The following is a 21495-nucleotide window of genomic DNA, read 5'->3' as shown; positions in this document are numbered from 1 at the left end:
GGGCCTGCCTGTGGGCCGTGTCAGGGGCGCCGACCGTCGTGCCGACCACGGCGAGGACGGCAGCAACGGTTCGCACCGTCAGGCCCCGCACCGCACCCACCCCGACTCGTGCCGCCGCGCCACGCCTGCCACCTCAAGACGGCCGAGGGCACCGATGGTCTCCACCACCTCCAGGCCAGCCACCCGCGTCAGGGTGTCGACCGTCATCCCGCCGGCTCGCGGCAGCACCTGCCAGACCCGGTGGGCGATGTCGTCGAGGTCGTCCTCGGGCCGGACCTCACCCCGCTTCTCCGGCGCCAGGTCCTCACCGATCAGCCCGACCAGGTCCGCGACCTCGTCCGCATCGGTGACCAGCACGGCTCGCGCGTTGCGGATCTCCTCGTGGCACCCTGCCGAGACCATCGAGGACACCGGACCGGGCACTGCGCCGACGGGCCGTCCCAGGTCGGATGCGGCGCGCAGGGTGCTTCGTGCCCCGGAGCGCAGCCCGGCCTCCACGAGGACCGTGCCGCCGGCGAGGGCAGCGATGAGACGGTTGCGCGCCAGGAAGCGGGTCCGCATGGGCGCCGCACCCGGTGGCACCTCACTGAGGACCAGGCCCTGTTCCCGGATGGCGTCCAGCATCCTGGAGTGTGCGGCCGGGTAGGACCGGTCGACCCCGCAGGCGAGCACCGCGACGGTGTCGCCCTCCACGGCCAGGGCACCACGATGCGCGGCCCCGTCGATGCCGTATGCGGCTCCGGAGACGACGGTGAAGCCTCGTCCGGCCATCCCTGCGGCCAGCTCCGTCGCCATGGCGTCCCCGTAGGCCGTGCTGGCCCGTGCGCCCACGACGGCGACGCTGCGCCGGGTCGCCTCGTCGAGTCGCAGCGGCCCCTGCGCCCACAGCACCCACGGCGGTGACTCCAGGTCGTCCAGGGATGCCGGCCACTCGGGACCGCCCGGAGCGATGACCCGTGCTCCGATCCGCGAGGTGACCTCCAGGTCCCGGTCCACGTCCAGCTGACCCAGGCGCGAGAGGAAGCGGTCGGAGCCGTGCTCCGCGTCACCCGAGCGACCCTGTCGGGCGACGTCCAGGGCGTCGACGATGCCGTGCACGTCGATCAGCCGACGGGCGATCGGGTCCTGCGGCTCGGCGATCCGTGCCCAAGCCACCCGGGCGCGGAGCTCGGCCTCGTCGTCGTGCACAGCGGTCCACGGCAGGGTCGGCTCCGTCATGCGGCCACCCCCGACTCGGTCCGCAGGGTCAGCGCGAACTCCGTGTCGCCGGCGTCGGGCTCGTCGCGCCCCGCCAGGTCGGCCACCGTCCAGGCGACCCGAAGGCACCGGTCGTAGCCCCGCAGGGTGAGCGCGTGCCGGTCCATCGCCTCGTCCAGCGTCCGGGTGGTCCGGCGTGGCAGCCGCAGGGGCCCGTCCCGCAGGTAGGGGCCCTTCACCTCGGCGTTGACACTCCACGGGGTCGCAGCGAGCCGGGAGCGCTGAGCGTCGCGCGCCGATGCCACGCGGGCGGCCACCGTGGCACTGTCCTCCACCTCCTGCTCACCGAGATCGGCTCGCGTGATCGGGTGCACCCCGATCCGGAGGTCGATGCGGTCGAGCATGGGCCCGGAGAGCTTGCCGAAGTAGGAACGGCGAGCCAACGGGGTGCACTCGCACGCGCGTCCCTTGCCGTACCCCCGACCACAGGGACAGGGGTTGGCTGCGAGCACGAGCTGGAAGCGCGCCGGCAGGCGCACGTGCCGGTCGGCCCGCGCGATGACGACCTCACCTGACTCCAGCGGCTGCCGCAGACCGTCCAGGACGTCGCGCCGGAACTCCGGGGTCTCGTCCAGGAACAGGACCCCACGGTGCGCCCGGGACACCGCCCCCGGACGGACCCGCCCGCTGCCACCTCCGATGACGGCGGCCATGGACGCCCCGTGGTGCGGCGCCACGAAGGGGGCTCGCTGCAGCAGGGCCCCGTCCCGGGGCAGCACGCCCAGCACGGAGTGGATGCTCGTCACCTCCAGCGCCGACCGTTCGTCGAGGGGAGGCAGCAGGCCGGGAAGGCGCTCGGCCAGCATGGTCTTGCCCGCTCCGGGCGGTCCTGTGAAGAGGACGTGGTGCCCTCCCGCGGCGGCGACCTCCAGGGCGACGCGTGCCTCGGCCTGCCCGACGACCTCGGCCATGTCGGGCATCACGGAGGGTTCGGCGGCGGACGGCGGAGGCATGAGGTCCACGGGAGTCCGACCGGCTGCCAACGCGCGGTAGAGCTCGATGACGTCCGCCAGGCTTCGCACCGGGTGGACTCGCACGGCACTCACCAGCGCCGCCTCACGGGCGGCAGCTGCCGGCACCATCACGTCCCGGACTCCACCGGCGGCCGCAGCCATCACCATCGGCAGCATCCCGGGCACGGGACGCACCGTGCCGTCGAGCCCCAGCTCGCCGAGGTGGGCGTGCTCACGCACCAGCGAGGACGGCAGCTCGCCGTCCGCAGCCAGCAGGGAGACGGCGATGGCGAGGTCGAAGCCGCTGCCGGTCTTGGGCAGGCCGGCAGGCGAGAGGTTGACGGTCCATCTGCAGGGTCGTAGCTGCACCCCCGAGGTGGTGGTGGCTGCACGGACCCGGTCGGGTGCCTGTGCACAGGCCGAGTCGGGCAGCCCGCTGACGACGAAGGCCGGCAGACCCTGGTGCCCGTAGGCCTCCACGGTCACGACGTGTCCCTCCACTCCACTGAGTCCCACGGCGAGGGTCTGTGCGAAGCCCATCAGGCGACCCCTTCCAGGTGCACCAGCTCTGGCGGGGCGGCCGGCCGCAGCAGAACCCCCACCACGTCGATCCGGATCTGCCCCGCCGGCACGTCGTGTGCCCGCAGCCACACGCCGGCCAGACGCCGCAGCCGGGCCGCCTTGACCGGGGTCACGGCCTCCGCAGGCGAGCCGAAGCGCTGCGAGCGACGGGTCTTGACCTCGCAGAAGACAACCCAGCCACCGTCCCGGGCGACGATGTCCAGCTCCCCCTGGGGGCAGCGCCAGTTGCGGTCCAGCACCTCCCAGCCGCGCGCTTCCAGGTGCTCGCAGGCCAGCTGCTCACCCTGCTCCCCCACCGCGCGCGCCGCCCGGCTCGCTGTAGCCATCCGAGCCGCCTGGTGCGGCATACCCGCAGTGCTCATCTGCACCACCTCCGCGCCCAGCCTCGTCCCAGCACGGGGCGACGGCGGCGGCATCGGGTGTTCGCTGTGGACACTGCGCCGGAGTCCGCGCGGCTGTGGACAGACCCGCCGCGCGAGGTGCGTCAGTCCTGGAAACCGCTCTTCGGGATCTCCAGGTCGGACTTGGCGAGCTCCTCGACGTTGACGTCCTTGAAGGTGATCACCCGCACGTTCTTCACGAACCGCGCCGGGCGGTAGACGTCCCAGACCCAGGCGTCGCTCATCGTCACCTCGAACCAGGTCTCCCCGTCGCCGGTGCGCACCTGCACGTCCACCTCGTTGGCGAGGTAGAAGCGCCGCTCGGTCTCGACCACATGGGTGAAGAGCCCCACCACGTCGCGGTACTCCCGGTAGAGCTGCAGCTCCATGTCAGTCTCGTACCGCTCCAGATCCTCCGCGCTCATGCCTGGCCCACCTCCTGGCTCGTGCCGGTCAGGTTCCAACTGCGTCGGTGGTGCCGACACGGTCCGTGCTCACGCAGCGCCGCCTGGTGCTCCGGAGCTGCGTAGCCCTTGTTGATGCCCCAACGGTATGCCGGGTGCTCGGTGCCCAGCTCCACCATCAGCGTGTCGCGGGTCACCTTGGCCAGCACGCTCGCCGCCGCCACCGAGGAGCAGCGCAGGTCGGCCTTGACCAGGGTGCGCACGGGGGGTGGGGGTGACCCACCCTCGACCAGGCCCAGGAGCCCTGCCCGGCTCGGATCGGTCAGCCAGTCGTGGTTGCCGTCCAGGATGACCAGGTCCGGGGTCAGGGCGAGCTGCTCCAGAGCACGCTCGCCCGCCAGCCGCAGTGCCCCCATGATCCCGACGGCGTCGATCTCCTCGGGCCACGCGTGCCCGACGCCCCATCCCTGGCACCAGCGTCGGATCCGAGGCACCATGCGCTCCCGCGCGGCACCGGTGAGCAGCTTGGAGTCCTTGACCCCGGTGGGAGCCGAGCGGCAGGTGGCGTCGACCGCCACGACACCGACACTGACCGGGCCCGCCAGGGCTCCGCGGCCGACCTCGTCCATGCCGACGAGCAGCCCGTAGCCCTCCCGCTGCAGCGCTCGCTCCAGCCGTAGGCTCGGCCGGCCGGTGCGGGGAAGGGACGTGGTCCGTGCGGGAGCGGTCACGGCACGGCGCTCAGGGTCGCCGGGTTCTCGAACCACTCGAACCGGTCCAGCGGCCAGACCAGCAGCATCGCCTGGCCCACGACGCTGTCCTCCGGCACCGACCCCGCGACGCCGGAGCCGTCGTCGTTGCCGCGCGAGTCGCGCGAGTTGGAGCGGTGGTCGCCCATCAGCCACACGTGTCCGTCCGGCACGACGATGTCGAAGGGGGTCTGGCTCGGGTCGTCGCCGGGATACAGGTAGTCCTCCTCCTGCAACGCCTGGCCGTTGACGCTGACCTGGCCGTCCTCGTCACAGCACACGACCTGGTCGCCACCGACACCGACGACCCGCTTGATCAGGTGGTTGCCCTGCGACGCAGGCAGGAGGCCCACGAACTCCAGCCCGCGCATCAGCGGGTTGAGCAGCGGCCCCCGGTCGACCTGGACCGTCGGCGGCAGCCATCCGCCCGGGTCCTCGAAGACGACGATGTCACCACGGTCGATGTCCATCGGGCCGGCCTGGATCTTGCTGACCAGGACGCGGTCGCCGATCTGCAGGGTGTCCTCCATCGACCCCGACGGGATCCAGAACGCCTGCATCACGAACGTCTTGATGAGGAAGGAGATGACCAGCGCGATGGCCGCCACCGAGACGACCTCGCGCACCGCATGCCAGAGTCCCCCGCGACGCGACGACGCCGCCGCCCGACGCGAAGTGGCTTCGCTGTCGTGCGGCGGCGTGCCGGGATCGAGATCCCGGGAGGTCTTGTCCGTCACTGCGCCCGTCCTTCGCGGCTGGTCGCTGCCGTCGGCAGCCAGTCTGGTCCTGAGCGGACCCTAGTACGCCGGGCTGGACGCGGCCCCCGCAGATCGCGCTCAGCGCGCCGGGGTCGTCTCGCGCTTCTCGTGGATGCGCGCAGCCTTGCCGCGCAGGTTGCGCAGGTAGTAGAGCTTGGCGCGGCGCACGTCGCCGCGCGAGACGCGCTCGACCTTCTCCACGTTCGGGGAGTGCACCGGGAAGGTGCGCTCGACCCCCACGCCGAAGCTGACCTTGCGGACGGTGTAGGTCTCGCCGACGCCACCGCCATGGCGACGGATCACGATGCCCTGGAAGACCTGGATACGGGAGCGCGTGCCCTCGATGACCTTGACGTGCACCTTGATGGTGTCCCCGGCGCGAAAGTCCGGGATGTCGTGCCGGAGGCTGGCGGCGTCAACGGCGTCGAGCTTGTGCATGGTCGCTTCGCTTTCTCGTGGGTGCCACAGGTCACTCACGGCGGTCTGTCACCCGGGGTTCCGGGTGGCTGTTGTCCAGGGTTGCGTCCTCGGCACGGTCGCACTCACCCCCTGTGGCAGGGGCACGACGGAGCAGTCTCCGAGGTGGACGCAAGGGGCAAGTCTGCCACAGGGCCCACCAGCGACGAAATCAGTGGACCTGCGGCGCTCACCGGCGACGGGGCTTGGTGAGACGCACGGTCGGCACGCCACGGAAGTCCGACCGTTCGACGACACGGTAGCCCGCCCGCCGGTACATCCGCAGGTTGTCCACGGACCGGGCACCGGTGACCAGCCCGTAGGTGCTGACCTGCTCGGGTGCGCTCTGCTCGGCGTGCTCCAGCAGTGCCCGACCCAGCCGCCGGCCCTGGAGGTCCGGAGCCACCATGAGCCGGCCGATGTCCCACAGCCCGTCCTCCTGGCGGGCCCGCACCGAGCCGATGAGCCGGCCGTGCGATCGCAGCACCCAGGTGTGCCACCGGGTCAGGTCCTCCCGCACGGTGTCGAGATCCTCGACCAGTGCAGGGATGGCGAAGCTGTCGTGGGCCCTCCCTTCCTCGAGCCAGCACGCGCGCGAGAGAGTGAGGATCTCGCCGGCGTCGGCCGGCACGGCCGTGGTCAACGCCAGCCCCTCTACGCCGGCCAGCGTGGTGACGGACGCCGGGAGCGCCGCAGCGAGGAGGTCTGGGCGTCGCGCTGCAGTGCGCTCGCGCCGCTGCTGGTCGCGCCAGGCGGCAACCGCCCCGTGGTCACCGGAGCGCAGGACGTCCGGGACCTTCCGCCCCCGCCACACGGGCGGCTTGGTGTAGACGGGGTACTCGAGCAGCCCTCCGGTGTGCGACTCCTCCGCGAGGGAGGCGACGTTGCCGATCACGCCGGGGACGAGACGGGCGAGCGCCTCCACCATGGCGAGCACCGCCACCTCGCCGCCGTTGAGCACGTAGTCGCCGAGCGAGACGGTGCTCAGCCGCTCGCCGTACTCGTCGTAGACCCGCTCGTCGATGCCCTCGTAGCGACCGCACGCGAAGACCAGCCACGGCTCGGCGGCGAGCTCGGCCGCCATGGCCTGGGAGAAGGGCACCCCTCCGGGCCCGGGGACGACGATCCGCGGCAGGTGCTCGCCGTGACCGCTCACCTCGTCGATCGCCTCGCCCCAGGGCTCGGGACGCATCACCATGCCGGCACCGCCGCCGTAGGGGGTGTCGTCGACGGTGCGGTGGCGGTCGCGCGTCCAGGCACGCAGGTCGTGGGTGCGCACGTCGAGCAGCCCCTGGCGCCGTGCCTTGCCGATGAGGGAGAGGCCCAGGGGCGACAGGTAGTCGGGGAAGATGCTGATGACGTCGATCCGCACGGCTGTCACTGCCCTGGGGCGTCGAGGTCGAGCAGTCCGGGGGGCGGCTCGACCACCACGCGACGGCTCTCCTCGTCGACCTCCGGCACGAGCTCCTCGACGAACGGCACGAGCGCCTGCCGGCCGTCGCTCAGGCGCACCTCGAGCAGGTCCTGGACGGGCCGGGTATGCAGTGCGCTCACCTCGCCGACGACCGTGCCGTCGGCCAGCGCGACCGTGAAGCCGAGCAGGTCATCCTCGTACCAGCCCTCATCCTCGTCCGCCGCCTCGGCCTCAGTGACGACGAGCCCGGTGCCGCGCAGCGACTCTGCTGCGGTGCGGTCAGGGACGCCGTCGAAGCCGAGCAGGTAGACCCCCTGGTGGACCCGCACCGTCTGCAGCGTGAGCGGACCCCGCTGCGGGGGGTCGGTCGCGAAGGCAGCACCCGGGACGAACCGGTCCTGCGGGTTGTCGGTGTGCACCTGCACCGTGACCTCGCCGCGCAGGCCGTGGGGCTTGCCGATGCGGGCGACGCGGTGCGTGGAGGTGGGGGTCATGTCGGTCATCCTCGCAGTGTCGGCGGGGTGTGGACCCGTGGCTGCGGCCCCCGTGCGCGTCACAACGCTCACGGGGCCGCAGGCCTGGTGGAGGTCCCGGCCGGGTCAGCGCACCCGGTCGGTGTCGACGATGTCGATCCGCACCTTCTGGCCCCCGGCCAGGGCGCCCATGACGGTGCGCAGGGCGGCGGCCGTCCGGCCGCGTCGCCCGATCACGCGCCCCAGGTCGTCGGGGTGGACCCGGACCTCGAGCACGTCACCGTGCCGAGCGTTCTTCTGCCGGACGACGACGTCGCCGTCGTGGTCGACGATGCCCTTGACCAGGTGCTCCAGGGCTTCCTCGAGCACGGTCAGGCCTCGTCGGTGGCAGCCGGGGCGTCGTCGGTCGCGGGCTCCTGCGCAGGAGCCTCCTCGACCTTGGGCTCCTCGGCCTTCTCGGCCTTGGGCTCCTCGGCCTTCTCGGCCTTGGGCTCCTCGGCCTTCTTGGCCTTGCGCGGGGTCGGGGCCGAGGACGAGTCGGCACCGTCGGCAACCGCGAGCGCAGCCTCGTAGAGAGACTTCTTGTCGGGGCGGGCCTCACGCGTCCTGAGCGTGCCCTCGGCGTCACCCTCGCCCGTGAACTTCTGCCAGTCGCCGGTGACCTTGAGCAGCGCCTGCACCTGCTCGGTCGGCTGCGCCCCGACACCGAGCCAGTACTGCGCGCGCTCGGAGTCGATGTCGATCAGCGACGGCTCCTCGGTGGGGTGGTACTTGCCGATCTCCTCGATGGCACGGCCGTCGCGCTTGGTGCGCGAGTCCATGACAACCACACGGTAGAACGGTGCACGGATCTTGCCCATGCGCTTCAGACGGATCTTGACAGCCACGTGTGCGGTGTCTCCTCATTCTTGGTCAGGGTGAACCCCAGCAGGTCCGCGTGGGGAAACACGCGCGGTGCGGGGGTTCGAGATGGACGCATCCGGGCGCGGAGAGAGGGGCCGTGCCGGACGAGTACCCGGACATTGTGCCAGAGATCCGGCCAGACCCGCCAAACGGCACAAGCGAAAGCCCGTCCTCAGCCGGTCGGGTCGGCATGGTCGGCCACGAACTCCAGCACCTCGGTGTCGTCGACGCCGGGAAAGACCCCCGGTGGCATCACGGCCAGCAGGTGCGAGTGGGCCCTGGCGCTCGGCCAGACCCGCCCCGCCCACTGCCGCTGCAGGTCCGGTGGCGGCTGGCTGCAGCACCGGGGGTCCGGACAGCGCGAGGCGCTGCGTGCCGTGGTGTCCCGACCGCGCATCCAGCGCACCTCCGCGTACGGCACCCCTACGCTCACCGAGAAGGCGCCGGCGGGCGTCTGCTCGACCACCGCTGTGCACCAGTACGTGCCGCTGCGGGTGTCCGTGTACTGCTGGTAGGCCTCCCCCGCGACCTGGTCGAAGACCACACGGGCCGTCCAGTGACGGCATACCCGGGCACCCTCGATCGAGCCGGTCGCATCCATCGGGAACCGCACGCCGTCGTTCTCGTAGGCCTTGTAGATGGTGCCGTCGGAGCTGATCCGCATGAAGTGCACGGGCAGCTGCAGGTGGCGCGTGGCCAGGTTGGTGAACCGGTGGGCGGCCGTCTCGTAGGACACGCCGTAGGTGTCGCGGAGGTCCTCGACGGCGATGTCCCGGGCCTTCTTGGCACCCTGCAGCAGCGCGACCGTGGGGGCTTCGGGCAGCAGGACGGCCGCCGCGAAGTAGTTGATCTCCACCCGCTGCGCCAGGAACTCGGCGTAGTCGCGCGGCGGCCGGTGGTCCAGGACGAGGTGGCCGAGCGCCTGCAGCGCGACCGCCCGACCGTCGCGACCACCCGGGCGGATCGGGGGCACGTAGATCCGCCGGTTCACCATGTCCGTGACCGTCCGTGTCGAGGCCGGCAGGCTGTCGACCGGCACGACGGAGTAGCCGACGTGGGCGGCGAGCCGGTCGACCCCAGAGCGGGTGATGGGGCTGGCGCCGTGGTCGATGGCCGCCAGCAGCCTGGCTGCCTCGCCCTCGATCTCGGGGAAGTAGTTGTCCGCCTCGCGCATCCGGCGCCGCAGGTCCGCGTTGGCGAGCCGGGCGAACTCCGGTGTGGCGGCGCGCTGCTGCTGCAGCCCCACCACCGTCTCGTACATCCCGACCAGGGCCTCCAGAGCGTCCGTCGGCAGCCCCGGCCCGACGCGCACCGGGGGGATGCCGAGGGTGTCGAAGCCGGGCGCCCGCTGGGCCCGCTCCCAGGTCACCTCGAGCGCGTCACGGCGCGAGGGCTGCCCTCCGCTGAGGAGGGACTCGACCTCGACTCCGAGCGCTGTCGCCAGATCGGCCAGCACGCCGACCCGAGGCTCACGCTTGCCGTTCTCGATCAGGGACAGGGCCGAGGCGGACAGACCCACCCTGGCGGCCAGCTCCGCCAGCGTCAGGTCATGGGCGCGCCGGTGGTGTCGGACCTGCCGGCCCACCGACAGCGCGTCGGGCCTGCCCGGGGCACGTCGCGGCGGGGAGTGCTCCGCGAGCTCCCCCGAGGGCACGAAGGGGAGCAACCTGCCCGTCGTCGTCGTCATTCCTGCACATTAGCGAAAGAAACGCCAATATTCACATCACATTCCCGGTTCCTGGCCTCAAGAATCGTGCAACCTGACATCACCGCCCAGACCAGCACTCGACGAGGAGCGCGCCATGACCGCACTGACCGACCGCCGCACCGGCACCCCCCAGCAGAGCACGTTCGCCCAGCAGGCCCTGGAGCTCCAGCAGCAGTGGGAGAGCGACCCACGCTGGCGGGGCACCCGGCGTGACTACGCGGCCGCGGACGTCGTGCGGCTGCGGGGCTCGGTCGTCGAGGAGCACACCCTGGCGCGCCGAGGCGCGGAGCGGCTGTGGGACGCCCTGCAGACGCGCCCGTTCACCCGTGCCCTGGGCGCCCTGACCGGCAACCAGGCGGTCCAGATGGTCCGCGGTGGGCTCGAGGCGATCTACCTGTCCGGCTGGCAGGTGGCCGCGGACGCCAACCTGGCCGGCCAGACCTACCCCGACCAGAGCCTCTACCCGGCCAACTCCGTCCCGGCCGTCGTCCGGCGCATCAACAACGCGCTCATGAGGGCCGACCAGATCCAGTGGTCCCAGGGCGACCCCGACGCGCAGGAGCTCGTCGACTACCTGGTGCCGATCGTCGCCGACGCCGAGGCCGGCTTCGGTGGTCCCCTCAACGTCTTCGAGCTGATGAAGTCCATGATCGCCTCCGGTGCCGCCGGGGTGCACTTCGAGGACCAGCTCGCCTCGGAGAAGAAGTGCGGGCACCTGGGTGGCAAGGTGCTCGTCCCCACGCAGCAGCACGTGCGCACCCTCACCTCGGCCCGGCTGGCGGCCGACGTCCTCGGGGTCCCCAGCATCGTCATCGCCCGCACCGACGCCCTCGCCGCCGACCTGCTGACGAGTGACATCGACCCGGTCGACCAGGCGTTCACGACCGGGGAGCGGACCCAGGAGGGCTTCTTCCGCGTGCGTCCGGGGATCGAGCCCGTGCTGGCCCGCGCCAAGGCCTACGCGCCCTACTCGGACCTCATCTGGGTCGAGACCGGCACGCCGGACCTGGGGCTGGCCCGCGAGTTCGCCGAGGAGATGCACAAGGACTTCCCCGACCAGCAGCTGGCCTACAACTGCTCACCGTCCTTCAACTGGAAGGCAGCGCTGTCCGACACCGAGATCGCCCAGTTCCAGGACAAGCTCGGCGAGCTGGGCTACGCCTTCCAGTTCATCACGCTGGCCGGGTTCCACGCCCTGAACCACTCGATGTTCCAGCTGGCGCACGGCTACGCCCGCTCGGGCATGAGCGCCTACGTCGAGCTGCAGGAGGCCGAGTTCGCGTCCGCCGACCAGGGCTACACCGCGGTGAAGCACCAGGCCGAGGTCGGCACGGGATACTTCGACGAGGTGAGCCGTGTCATCAACCCCGACAGCGGCACGCTGGCCCTGACCGGGTCGACCGAGTCCGAGCAGTTCCACTGACCCCTCCCCCACCCACCGGACCACCCGTCGTGCCCGAGGAGCTCACCATGGACGCCACCACCCCGCTGCACCCCCCGGCCGCACTGCGCGGCGCTGCCGACGCCGGCCTGCTGGACGAGCGGGTGACGCAGGTGCTCGCCGAGCTGCACCGGACGGCCGAGCCCCAGCGGCAGGAGCTGCTGCGGGCCCGCAAGGACCTCGCCCACCGGGTCACGACGGGTGCGGAGCTGGGGCAGGACCCGGTGACCCGGGATCTGCGCGAGGACGGGTCGTGGCAGGTGGCTGCACCTCCGCGGGACCTGCAGAGGCGCAGCGTGGAGCTCGCCGGGGCGGCCACTGCCGACATGGCGGCGGTGGCCCGCACCAGTGGTGCGGACGTCTGGGTCGCCGACCTCGAGGACGCCCTGGTGCCCACGTGGGAGCGGCTGACGGCCGCCCACCGCACGCTCACGGACTGGGTCCAGGACCCCGCCGGCGACCTGCCGACCCTGGTGGTGCGCCCGCGCGGCCTGCACCTCGACGAGGCCCACCTCCTGGTGGACGGTGCGCCCGTGGCCGCGCCGGTCGCTGACACGACCCTCTTCCTGGCCCACCAGGCCGCGGCCCTGCTGGAGCGCGGCAGCGGGCCCTACCTCTACCTGCCCAAGATCGAGACGCACGCCGAAGCACAGTGGTGGGACAGCATGCTCGCCCACGCCGAGGAGCTGCTCGGTCTGGCCCACGGCACGGTGCGGGTGAGCGTGCTCATCGAGACCGTGCACGCGGCATACCAGATGGAGGAGATCCTGCACGCGTTGCGCGGACGCGTCACCGCCCTCACTGCGGGGCGGTACGACTACGTCTTCTCGCACCTGCGCACCTACGCCCGGCGCGCCGACCACATCCTGCCCGACCGCGACTCCTTCACGATGTCCACGCGGTTCCTGCGGGCCTACACCGACATCCTCGTGCACACGTGTCACCGCCGGGGGGCCCACGCGATCGGTGGCCCGGTGGCCGAGGTGCCCGGTGGCACGCTGGACGACTCGACCCTGCAGGTCCAGGCACGGGTCAGCCGGGAGAAGGTCCGTGAGGCCCGGCAGGGTTTCGACGGCGCCTGGGTGCTGCACCCGGCCCTGGTGCCGGTGGCCCGGGCAGCCTTTGCCACGGTGCAGCGGGGAGCGGCCGGGTCAGCCCGTCCCCGCCCCGACTCACCGGCCGTCGTCGACCCCCAGGTGCTCTCCGACATCAGCATGCTGCCCGGCACCCCCACGCTGTCCGGCCTGCGCACCAACATCCGGGTCTCGCTGCGCTATCTCACCAGCTGGCTGTCCGGTCAGGGCACCCTGGAGATCGACGGTCACCTGGAGGACTTCGGCACGGTCGAGCTGGCCCGGCTGCAGGTCTGGCAGTGGTCGCACCACGAGGTGCAGCTCGCCGAGGGGCCCACGGTCGGCCCCCTGCTCCTCGGCCGGGTCCTGGAGGAGGAGATCGCCATCCTGACCCGTCGGCTGCCCGCAGCCGGACGGCACATCACGCTGGCAGCCGACCTGCTCCGGGAAACCATCGGGCCCGACGAGCCGCCGGCGTTCATCTCCCACCGGGCCTATGCCGTGCTGCTGGGCCTGGAGGGTGAGCCCGGGGCCGAGACAGCCGCCTGAGTCGCGCCGGGCCACCGCGCCATGGGCACCGGACGGCAGGTCAGCCGCGGGCTCCGGAGGGGCTCATGACACGCCCTCTGAGGACCACACGGTGCGGGTCGGCCAGGGTGCGCAGGTCCTCCCGCGGGTCGTCGCGGTAGACCACGAGGTCGGCCGACTCCCCCTCCACCAGACCCGGCCTGCCGAGCCACTCGCGGGCCGACCAGGTGGCCGCCGAGATGGCCTGCACGGTGCTGAACCCGGCGTGGGTCAGTGCCTGCACCTCGCGGGCCACCAGCCCGTGCGGCAGCTGGCCCCCCGCGTCGGTGCCGACGTGGACCGGGATGCCTGCCTCACGTGCCTTGGCGACGGTCTCGAACCGGCGGGCGTAGAGGTCGCGCATGTGCGCAGCGTAGGCGGGGAACTTCGCCTCTCCGCTGCTGGCGAACGCCGGGAAGTTCTCGATGTTGACCAGGGTCGGCACGATCGCGATCCGCTGCTCGGCGAAGGTGTCGATGGTGTCGTCCTGCAGGCCGGTCGCGTGCTCGATGCAGTCCGTCCCCGCCGCGGCGAAGTCACGCAGCGACTGCTCCCCGAAGCAGTGGGCGGTGACCCGTGCGCCCTCCTCGTGAGCCGCGGCGATCGCCTCGGTGAGCACGTCGACGGGCCAGCACACGTCCAGGTCGCCCACGTCACGCTCGATCCAGTCGCCGACGAGCTTGACCCAGCCGTCCCCGAGGCGGGCCTCCCGGCGCACGTAGGCCACCAGGTCCTCGGGCTCGATCTCGTGGGCGAAGTTGCGCATGTAGCGACGCGTGCGCGCGATGTGCCGCCCGGCCCTGATGAGTCGTGGCAGGTCCTCGCGGTCGTGGACCCAGGAGGTGTCGAGCGGGCTGCCGGCGTCGCGCAGCAGCAGCGCACCTGCGTCACGGTCGGCCAGCGCGTGCTCCTCCGCCCGCGCGTCGTCGACCGCGCCGTGGGCCTCGAGTCCCACGTGGCAGTGGGCGTCGACCAGACCGGGCAGGGCCCAGCCGTCCACGGTCTCGACCTCGCCGCCCGCAGGCGGGGTCAGGCTCACCCGACCGTCCACCACCCACATCTCGGACAGGACCTCCTCCGGCCCGACCAGGACCTGACCCCGGACGTGCAGCACCGGTGCGCTCATCTGACCACTCGCCTCCTCGCGGTATGCCGTCCGGGCAGGCTACCGGGGTCCGCACTACGGTGGCGGGTATGAGGTATGACGCCGTCGTCGTCGGGGCAGGGCACAACGGGCTGACCAGTGCGGCCTACCTGGCCAGGGCAGGTAGGTCGGTCCTGGTCCTGGAGCGGGCCGCCCACATCGGCGGCGCGGCACGGTCGGCACAGGTGTTCCCGCGTCACGACGCGCGGCTGTCGGCCTACTCCTACCTCGTGAGTCTCATGCCGCAGCAGGTCATCGACGAGCTCGGGCTGGACCTGCGGCTGCATCGCCGTCGGATCTCGTCCTACACCCCGGTCGGCGAGGGAGGGATCCTGGTCGACCACGGCGACCCGGCCCGCACCACAGCCGACCTCGGTGGCGACGCCCAGGCGTGGGACGACTTCTACGGCATGACCGGTGAGCTCGCGCAGCGGCTCTTCCCGACGCTGACCGAGCCACTGCGCTCGGCAGACCAGGTGCGCGCGCTGGTGGGTGACCGGGCCTGGGACGACCTCTTCGCCCGCCCGGTGGGTGAGGCCGTCGAGCGCCGCTTCGCCTCCGACACGGTCCGGGGCATCGTGCTCACCGACGGGCTGATCGGCACGTTCGCGCGCGCCCGCGACGCCGACCGGCTGGCCAACCGCTGCCTGCTCTACCACGTCATCGGCCGGGGCACCGGCGACTGGGACGTGCCGGTAGGTGGGATGGGCCGTGTCACCGACGCCCTCGCCGAGGCGGCCGTCGCCGCCGGGGCGCAGGTCCGGTGCTCGACCGAGGTGGACGCCATCGAGACCGACGGCGAGCTGGCGCGCATCCGCACCACGGACGGCTCCGTGGTGGAGTGCGACGCGGTCTTCGTCAACGCGGCGCCCAGCGTGCTCGACCGGCTGCGCCGGCGGCCGTCCGACAGGCCTTACCCCGAGGGTGCCCAGCTCAAGGTCAACATGCTGCTGTCCCGTCTCCCCGCACTCAAGGACGCCTCTCTCACCCCGGAGCAGGCCTTCGCCGGCACCTTCCACATCAACGAGGGCTATGCGGCGCTCGAGGAGGCCCACCGCACAGCGGCGGCCGGGCGGTTCCCCGACGTGCCGCCCTGCGAGGTCTACTGCCACTCCCTGTCGGACACCTCGATCCTGGGCGCCGACCTGGTGTCGGCCGGCGCCCACACGCTGACGCTCTTCGGGCTGCACATGCCCGCCCGCCTCTTCCGCGACGACCCCGAGGGGGCCCGGCAGCAGGCCCTGGAGCTGACACTGACGTCGATGAACAGCGTCCTGGCCGAGCCGATCCAGGACTGCCTGCTCGACCCGGACTCGGTCGAGGCACGCTCACCGCTGGACGTCGAGGCCTCCGTGGGCATGCCCGGCGGTCACATCTTCCACGGCGACCTGCAGTGGCCGTTCGCCGAGTCAGTGGACGAGGTGGGCCGGTGGGGCGTGGAGACAGCTGACCCCAACATCTACCTCTGCGGCTCCGGAGCGAGAAGAGGCGGCGGTGTCAGCGGCATACCGGGGCGCAACGCCGTGGCGGCCGCCCTCGGGGAGAGCACCCTCTGAGCTGTCCTGGGCATCCGCCGCCTCGTCAGCGGCCCTCCGCGACCCTGTGGGCGCGCCGACGCAGGCGCAGGCGCACCAGCTTGTCGGTCTCGACGATGACCAGGATCGAGAGGCCCAGCAAGAAGCAGGCGCCCCACTCCGTCGCGGTCAAGGGCACCAGCCCCAGCACGTCGGCGCTGACGGGCCAGGTCATGGCTCCGTAGTAGAGCAGCAGCGCTGCGAGGGAGCTGACGATGAGCAGCACGTTGCCGAACGGGTTCATGGTGAGAAGCAGACGGTGCTCGGAGCGCGACGCGCCCACGAGGTAGAAGTTCATCACGACGAAGAGGGTGATGACGAGCGTGCGCGCGTGCTCCTCGGAGTAGCCCTGGTCCAGGCTCCAGCGGAACACCGCCAGCAGCGCCACGGCCATCCACGCCCCGACGAGCGCCAGACGGGCCCACAGCACACCCGACAGCAGGCCCTCCGAGCGGGGGCGCGGAGGATGGCTGAGCTCGTCCCCCTCGGGCGGCTCGAAGGCCAGCGCGATGTCCTGGATGCCGTTGGTCACCACGTTGATGAAGAGCATCTGCACCGGGAGCAGCAGCAGCGGTCCTTGGGCCATCACGTTGACCGAGACCGCCAGCAGCGCCGCGATACCGGTTGCCAGCAGGAAGAACGTGGCCTTGCGGATGGCAGAGAAGGTGACCCGCCCCTGGGTCACGGCATGCACGATGGTGACGAAGTTGTCGTCGGTGAGCACGATGTCCGCGGCCTCCCGCGCGACGTCGGTGCCGGAGCGGCCCATGGCGACACCGATCGAGGCTGCCTGCAGCGCGGGGGCGTCGTTGACCCCGTCACCGGTGACCGCGACGACCTCCCCCTCGCGCTGCAGGAGCTGCACGATGCGCAGCTTGTCCTGCGGGGTCACCCGCGCGGCCACCGGGGTGTGGGCAAGCCGCTCGGCCAGCTCGGCGTCCTCCATCCGGGCCATCTCCTGCCCTGTGACGGGGGGGCTGTCACCGACCAGGCCCAGTCGGCCGGCGATGGACGACGCCGTCGCCGGGTGGTCCCCCGTGATCATGGTGACCGTGATGCCGGCCCGCTGGCAGCTGCGGACCGCCTCGGCCACCCCGGGCCGGGGAGGGTCCTCCATCCCCTCCATGCCGAGGAAGGTCAGCCCCGAGGGGGTGGGCATGGGCTCGGGCAGGCGCTCGTCGGGCCCCAGCGTCCGGTAGGCGGTGGCGATGACACGCAGACCCCGTCGGGCAAGGGCGTGGTTCGCCTCCTCGATGAGGTCGTGGTCGACGGGACGGCCACCGCTGTCGTCGGCCAGCCGTTCGGCGTGATGCGCGAGCACGTCAGGAGAGCCCTTCACGTAGAGCACCCGACGGCCGTCGGCGTCGGTGCGCACCGTCTGGGACAGCCGTAGGGCGGGCTCGTAGGGCGCGTCGCACTCGGGCGTCGCAGCGCGCTCGTCAGGGGTGACCGCCTCGCAGGCGAGTGCCGCATGGGCCATCGCCACGTCGACGGCGTCGCCGGTCAGCGACAGCGGGTCGTCGGGGTCGGCGACCGCCTCGTTGGTGAGCGCACCCGCGCGCATCAGGTCGCGAAGGCACCCCTGCGGAGTGCGCGCCAGGGGCAGGTCCTCGAACCCCTCCGCGGTCCAGACCCTCTCCACGGTCATCTCGTTGAGGGTCAGGGTGCCGGTCTTGTCCGAGCCGATGACAGTGGTCGACCCCAGGGTCTCCACCGCCGGCAGGGAGCGCACGATGGCATGAGCCTTGGCCATCCGGGCGACGCCCAGGCTCATCGCGACCGTGAGCACGATGGGCAGGGACTCGGGCACGGAGGCGACGGCCAGGGCGACCGCGGTCCTGAACATCTCCGAGGGGTGGTGGCCGAGGGCGATGCCGGCGACGAAGACGAAGGTGGAGACGGCCGCGACGACGACGCCGATGCGCCGCTCCAGGCTGTGGGTGAGCACCTGCAGCGGGGAGAGCCCGCTGGGCCCCTGCACGAGCTCGTTGATGAGACCCAGCTCGGTGCTCGCCCCGGTGGCGACCACGACCCCCCGGCCCCGCCCGGAGGTGACGAGCGTCCCGCTGAAGCAGATGTTCGTGCGGTCGGTGGGGGCAGTGTCGTCGGGCAGGGCCTCATGGCCCTTGTCGACCGGCATCACCTCGCCGGTGAGCATCGACTCGTCGACACGGAGCCCGTTGACGACGAGCAGGCGCAGGTCGGCGGGGACCCGCTCCCCGCTCTCGAGCAGCACGACGTCGCCCGGCACCACGTCGGCCGCGGGCAGGGAGGTCTCGACGCCGTCGCGCAGGGCCCGGCAGGTGGGCGCGCTCAGCTGCTTGAGGGCTCTGACCGCCGACTCCGCCTTGCGCTCCTGCCAGAAGCCGATGCCGGCGTTGATGACCAGCACGACCAGGATGGCCCCGGCGTCGACCCACTCCCGCAGCGCCAGGGTCACGAAGAAGGCGATGACGAGGATGCCGATCAGGGGACTGACGAACTGCCGCGCCAGCACGCGCCACCAGGGGTCGGGCTCCTTGACCTCCAGGACGTTGGGTCCGACGCGGGACAGGGTCTCCGCGGCGCGGTGGGTCGTGAGCCCGTCCTCGTCCGCCTCCAGGAGCCGGAGCACCTCGTCGGTGCCGAGGACGTGCCAGTCATCCGCCTCGCCGGTGCGGGTGGCACCGGTGGACGGGTCCGCCTCGCGGTCGCTCACCACCGGTCGCGCCGAGGTGGCGCGTCGACTGGCCCGTGCTCGCGCCGACGTGCCTGAGCAGAGCTGCCCGTGCGGAGGTGCACGTGCTCAGCCTATCGGTCGGGGCAGGTGCTGTCCGTGAGCGTCACCACACCCCGAAGGCCCCCCTACCTGCCGTCGAGGAACTTCTCGAAGCCCTTAGGCAGCTGCAGGTCGGACAGGTCCTGGCCCTCGGGCGCCCCACCCTCGGCTCCGGCGCCGAACGCCTTGCCGAAGGCGTTCTCCTTGGCCGCGGCCTGACGCTGCGCGGCGGCCTTCTCCTCGGCCGCGCGCTTGGCGGGGTTGCCGCTCTTGGACTTCTTGCGCTGCGGCTGCTGCTTGCCCTTGCCGCCACCGCCCGCACCCGGCATCCCCGGCATCCCCGGCATCCCCGGCATGCCACCGCCCTTGCGCATCTGCCGCATCATCTTCTGTGCCTGGCCGAAGCGCTCCAGCAGCTGGTTGACCTCGCTGACGCTGACGCCGGACCCCTTGGCGATCCGGGCCCGGCGCGAGCCGTTGATAGCCTTGGGGGTCTTGCGCTCGTAGGGGGTCATCGACCGCACCATCGCCTCGACGCGGTCGAACTCCTTGTCGTCCAAGGCGTCCAGTTGCGCGCGCATCTGCTGCATCCCCGGCATCATCCCGAGCATCTGCTTGAGGGAGCCCATGCGCTTGATGGCGGCCATCTGCTCGAGGAAGTCCTCGAAGGTGAAGTCCTCCTCCGCCATGAACTTGCGGGCCATCTCCCGCGACTGGGCGGCGTCGAAGGCCTTCTCCGCCTGCTCGATGAGCGTGAGCACGTCCCCCATGTCGAGGATGCGGCCGGCCATGCGGTCGGGGTGGAAGACCTCGAAGTCCTTGGCCTGCTCGCCGGTGGAGGCGAAGAGGATGGGCTGACCGGTGACGGTCGCGACCGAGAGCGCGGCACCACCGCGGGCGTCGCCGTCGAGCTTGGTCAGCACCGAGCCGGTGATGCCGACGCCGTCGGCGAAGGCCTTGGCGGTCTCCACGGCAGCCTGCCCGATCATCGCGTCGATGACGAACAGCACCTCATCGGCCTCGGTCTCCAGGCGGATGTCGTGCGCCTGGCGCATCAGGTCGACGTCGACGGCCAGGCGGCCCGCGGTGTCGATGATGACGACGTCGTGGCCCTTGGCGCGCGCCTCTGCTACGCCGTCGACGGCGACGTCGACCGGGTCGCCGAACGAACGCGTGCCCTCCCCCGACTCCAGCGCGGCGTCGTGCCCGAACACGTTGCCTCGCTCGGGGGCGAACACCGGCACCCCGGCCCGCTCCCCCACGATCTGCAGCTGGTTGACCGCGTTGGGCCGCTGCAGGTCCGCCGCCACGAGCAGCGGCGTGTGCCCCTGGTCCTTCAGCCACAGGCCCAGCTTGCCTGCCAGGGTCGTCTTGCCGGAGCCCTGCAGGCCGGCGAGCATGATGACCGTCGGCGGGCTCTTGGCCAGGTTGAGCCGGCGGGTCTGGCCCCCGAGGATCTCGACGAGCTCCTCGTTGACGATCTTGACGACCTGCTGGGCGGGGTTGAGGGCCTTGGACACCTCGGCACCCAGCGCCCGCTCGCGGATCCGACCTGTGAACTGCTTGACGACGGGCAGGGCCACGTCGGCATCGAGCAGGGCGATCCGGATGTCGCGGATCGTCGCGTTGACGTCGGACTCCGACAGCGATCCCTTGCGCTTGAGGTTGCGGAAGGTGACGGTCAGTCGGTCAGAGAGGCTGTTGAACACTGGTCAAGGCTAACGAATGGTTCAGCCGACGATGGCGTCGACGAACGCCTCGGGGTCGAAGGGCGCCAGATCGTCCGGTCCCTCGCCGAGCCCGACGAGCTTGACGGGCACCCCGAGCCTGCGCTGGACGTTGACCACGATGCCGCCTTTCGCGGTGCCGTCGAGCTTGGTCAGGACGACCCCGGTGATGTTGACGACCTGCGCGAACACCTCGGCCTGGCGCATGCCGTTCTGCCCGGTCGTGGCGTCCAGGACCAGCAGCACCTCGTCCACCGGGCTGCGCTTCTCGACGACCCGCTTGACCTTGCCGAGCTCGTCCATGAGCCCCACCTTGTTGTGCAGTCGGCCGGCCGTGTCGATGAGCACGACGTCGGCCTCCATCTCGGCCGCGGCGGCGACGGCGTCGTAGGCGACCGACGCAGGGTCCGCGCCCTCCCGGTCGGACCGCACCGTGGCCACGCCGACGCGCTCGCCCCAGGTCTGCAGCTGGTCCGCGGCTGCGGCGCGGAAGGTGTCGGCGGCGCCCAGCACCACGTCCTTGTCCTCGGCCACCAGCACCCGGGCGAGCTTGCCGACCGTGGTCGTCTTCCCGGTGCCGTTGACGCCGACCACCATGACGACGGCGGGACGGCCGTCCACACGGGAGCCGGACACCCGGCGGTCCATCGACGGGTCGACCAGGCGCAGCAGGTCCGCACGCAGCCAGGACCGGACCGTCTCCACGTCCGTCTCACCTTCGACCCGCACCCGGTTGCGCAGCGAGGCCACCAGCTCCTCGGTCGCCTCGACACCGAGGTCGGCCTGCAGGAGGGTGTCCTCGACCTCCTCCCAGGCCTCCTCGTCCAGACCGTCGCGAGAGAGCAGCGCGAGCAGCGCCGCCCCGATCGCAGTGTTGGAGCGCGCCAGCCGCGAGCGCAGCCGCGCCAGGCGCCCACGCGCCGACTCCGGTCGTTCGAGGGTGGGGGCCGTGGGCGGTGGCTCCTCGACCAGGACACCGCCGCCGGTGTCCTCGACCTTCCGGTCCGCCACCGCCGGAGAGGCACCGTCGGCGTCGCCGGTGGGTGCCCCACGCTGCGCGGGGGGGAGGGTCTTCGACGAGCCGCCACGCCCGCGGACGAGGCCGACGAGCAGTGCCAGACCCGCGAGGGCGACCACGGTGGCAACGGTCAGGTACTCCCAGAGATTGTCCATC

At 71.9% G+C, this 21495-nt stretch carries 19 protein-coding genes; 3 read left to right on the top strand and 16 right to left on the bottom strand.

From position 1 onward, the window contains the following. Window positions 1-78 precede the first annotated feature (78 nt). The 12 genes from dprA to LVO85_RS07195 all read right to left on the bottom strand — a co-directional run bounded on the left by dprA (window position 79) and on the right by LVO85_RS07195 (window position 10016). Window positions 79-1218 (bottom strand): DNA-processing protein DprA, encoded by a 1140-nt coding sequence (gene dprA / locus LVO85_RS07250; protein WP_232746729.1) that lies wholly within the window; start codon window positions 1216-1218, stop codon window positions 79-81. Then, window positions 1215-2750 carry a YifB family Mg chelatase-like AAA ATPase gene (locus LVO85_RS07245; RefSeq protein WP_232746728.1) on the bottom strand — a complete coding sequence of 512 codons (1536 nt, stop codon included), beginning with the start codon at window positions 2748-2750 and terminating at the stop codon, window positions 1215-1217. The genes dprA and LVO85_RS07245 overlap by 4 nt, the downstream gene beginning before the upstream one ends. Next, the gene (locus tag LVO85_RS07240; RefSeq protein ID WP_232746727.1) at window positions 2750-3154 is read right to left on the bottom strand and encodes a YraN family protein; all 405 of its coding nucleotides are present in this window, start codon (window positions 3152-3154) and stop codon (window positions 2750-2752) included. Before LVO85_RS07240 ends, LVO85_RS07245 begins: the two co-directional genes overlap by 1 nt. A 122-nt stretch (window positions 3155-3276) precedes the next feature. After that, window positions 3277-3597, bottom strand: coding sequence for a DUF2469 domain-containing protein (locus LVO85_RS07235; protein ID WP_232746726.1), 321 nt, complete (start codon window positions 3595-3597; stop codon window positions 3277-3279). Then, on the bottom strand, window positions 3594-4205 hold the full coding sequence (locus LVO85_RS07230) for a ribonuclease HII (RefSeq protein WP_408637679.1): 612 nt from the start codon (window positions 4203-4205) through the stop codon (window positions 3594-3596). Before LVO85_RS07230 ends, LVO85_RS07235 begins: the two co-directional genes overlap by 4 nt. 98 nt (window positions 4206-4303) lie before the next feature. Continuing rightward, window positions 4304-4951 (bottom strand): signal peptidase I, encoded by a 648-nt coding sequence (gene lepB / locus LVO85_RS07225; protein ID WP_232746724.1) that lies wholly within the window; start codon window positions 4949-4951, stop codon window positions 4304-4306. Window positions 4952-5161: 210 nt separating this feature from the next. Beyond that, window positions 5162-5521, bottom strand: a complete 360-nt coding sequence (rplS, locus tag LVO85_RS07220) for a 50S ribosomal protein L19 (RefSeq protein WP_232746723.1) — start codon at window positions 5519-5521, stop codon at window positions 5162-5164. Between the two features lie 208 nt (window positions 5522-5729). Next, window positions 5730-6911: a tRNA (guanosine(37)-N1)-methyltransferase TrmD gene (gene trmD, locus LVO85_RS07215; protein ID WP_232746722.1), complete on the bottom strand. Its 1182-nt coding sequence runs from the start codon at window positions 6909-6911 to the stop codon at window positions 5730-5732. A gap of 5 nt (window positions 6912-6916) precedes the next feature. Beyond that, window positions 6917-7456 carry a ribosome maturation factor RimM gene (gene rimM, locus LVO85_RS07210; RefSeq protein ID WP_232746721.1) on the bottom strand — a complete coding sequence of 180 codons (540 nt, stop codon included), beginning with the start codon at window positions 7454-7456 and terminating at the stop codon, window positions 6917-6919. 96 nt (window positions 7457-7552) lie between these two features. Beyond that, window positions 7553-7795 (bottom strand): RNA-binding protein, encoded by a 243-nt coding sequence (locus tag LVO85_RS07205; RefSeq protein ID WP_232746720.1) that lies wholly within the window; start codon window positions 7793-7795, stop codon window positions 7553-7555. 2 nt (window positions 7796-7797) lie between these two features. Continuing rightward, complete coding sequence (rpsP, locus tag LVO85_RS07200; RefSeq protein WP_232746719.1) at window positions 7798-8313, bottom strand: 30S ribosomal protein S16; 516 nt, start codon at window positions 8311-8313, stop codon at window positions 7798-7800. A 188-nt stretch (window positions 8314-8501) separates the two neighbouring features. Then, window positions 8502-10016 (bottom strand): helix-turn-helix domain-containing protein, encoded by a 1515-nt coding sequence (locus tag LVO85_RS07195; RefSeq protein WP_232746718.1) that lies wholly within the window; start codon window positions 10014-10016, stop codon window positions 8502-8504. A gap of 115 nt (window positions 10017-10131) precedes the next feature. Here LVO85_RS07195 and aceA point away from each other — a divergent pair, with 115 nt between their 5' ends. Together aceA and LVO85_RS07185 are read left to right on the top strand one after the other, a co-directional pair. After that, entirely contained in the window at window positions 10132-11460 is a 1329-nt protein-coding gene (aceA, locus tag LVO85_RS07190) for an isocitrate lyase (RefSeq protein ID WP_232746717.1), read from the top strand. Window positions 11461-11507: 47 nt separating this feature from the next. Continuing rightward, entirely contained in the window at window positions 11508-13100 is a 1593-nt protein-coding gene (locus LVO85_RS07185) for an aldolase/citrate lyase family protein (RefSeq protein WP_232746716.1), read from the top strand. 40 nt (window positions 13101-13140) lie between these two features. Here LVO85_RS07185 and LVO85_RS07180 read toward each other — a convergent pair whose 3' ends face one another. Then, window positions 13141-14244: an amidohydrolase family protein gene (locus LVO85_RS07180; protein WP_232746715.1), complete on the bottom strand. Its 1104-nt coding sequence runs from the start codon at window positions 14242-14244 to the stop codon at window positions 13141-13143. A 68-nt stretch (window positions 14245-14312) separates the two neighbouring features. Between LVO85_RS07180 and LVO85_RS07175 the strand changes: the two genes are divergently transcribed. Further along, window positions 14313-15818, top strand: a complete 1506-nt coding sequence (locus LVO85_RS07175) for a phytoene desaturase family protein (protein ID WP_232746714.1) — start codon at window positions 14313-14315, stop codon at window positions 15816-15818. Window positions 15819-15843: 25 nt separating this feature from the next. Here LVO85_RS07175 and LVO85_RS07170 read toward each other — a convergent pair whose 3' ends face one another. The 3 genes from LVO85_RS07170 to ftsY form a co-directional block, all read right to left on the bottom strand. After that, a complete protein-coding gene (locus LVO85_RS07170; RefSeq protein ID WP_232746713.1) occupies window positions 15844-18534 on the bottom strand; it encodes a cation-translocating P-type ATPase in 2691 nt (896 codons plus the stop codon). Window positions 18535-18680: 146 nt separating this feature from the next. Then, window positions 18681-20303, bottom strand: coding sequence for a signal recognition particle protein (gene ffh / locus LVO85_RS07165; RefSeq protein WP_232746712.1), 1623 nt, complete (start codon window positions 20301-20303; stop codon window positions 18681-18683). A gap of 21 nt (window positions 20304-20324) precedes the next feature. Then, a complete protein-coding gene (ftsY, locus tag LVO85_RS07160) occupies window positions 20325-21494 on the bottom strand; it encodes a signal recognition particle-docking protein FtsY (protein WP_232746711.1) in 1170 nt (389 codons plus the stop codon). Window position 21495: the final 1 nt, after the last annotated feature.

The sequence above is a fragment of the Ornithinimicrobium sediminis genome (assembly GCF_021272345.1).
In the GTDB taxonomy this organism is placed as follows: domain Bacteria; phylum Actinomycetota; class Actinomycetes; order Actinomycetales; family Dermatophilaceae; genus Ornithinicoccus; species Ornithinicoccus sediminis_B.
Note: the sequence above shows the minus strand (reverse complement) of the source record. Positions and strands in the feature narration are given on the sequence as shown.

Coding starts and splice junctions, on each gene's coding strand:
- LVO85_RS07195 (WP_232746718.1), bottom strand. CDS start 10,016: ATGACGACGACGACGGGCAGGTTGCTCCCCTTCGTGCCCTCGGGGGAG.
- LVO85_RS07175 (WP_232746714.1), top strand. CDS start 14,313: ATGAGGTATGACGCCGTCGTCGTCGGGGCAGGGCACAACGGGCTGACC.
- rplS (WP_232746723.1), bottom strand. CDS start 5,521: ATGCACAAGCTCGACGCCGTTGACGCCGCCAGCCTCCGGCACGACATC.
- ftsY (WP_232746711.1), bottom strand. CDS start 21,494: ATGGACAATCTCTGGGAGTACCTGACCGTTGCCACCGTGGTCGCCCTC.
- rimM (WP_232746721.1), bottom strand. CDS start 7,456: ATGACCGACATGACCCCCACCTCCACGCACCGCGTCGCCCGCATCGGC.
- LVO85_RS07235 (WP_232746726.1), bottom strand. CDS start 3,597: ATGAGCGCGGAGGATCTGGAGCGGTACGAGACTGACATGGAGCTGCAG.
- LVO85_RS07240 (WP_232746727.1), bottom strand. CDS start 3,154: ATGAGCACTGCGGGTATGCCGCACCAGGCGGCTCGGATGGCTACAGCG.
- aceA (WP_232746717.1), top strand. CDS start 10,132: ATGACCGCACTGACCGACCGCCGCACCGGCACCCCCCAGCAGAGCACG.
- dprA (WP_232746729.1), bottom strand. CDS start 1,218: ATGACGGAGCCGACCCTGCCGTGGACCGCTGTGCACGACGACGAGGCC.
- LVO85_RS07245 (WP_232746728.1), bottom strand. CDS start 2,750: ATGGGCTTCGCACAGACCCTCGCCGTGGGACTCAGTGGAGTGGAGGGA.
- LVO85_RS07230 (WP_408637679.1), bottom strand. CDS start 4,205: ATGGACGAGGTCGGCCGCGGAGCCCTGGCGGGCCCGGTCAGTGTCGGT.
- LVO85_RS07180 (WP_232746715.1), bottom strand. CDS start 14,244: ATGAGCGCACCGGTGCTGCACGTCCGGGGTCAGGTCCTGGTCGGGCCG.
- LVO85_RS07185 (WP_232746716.1), top strand. CDS start 11,508: ATGGACGCCACCACCCCGCTGCACCCCCCGGCCGCACTGCGCGGCGCT.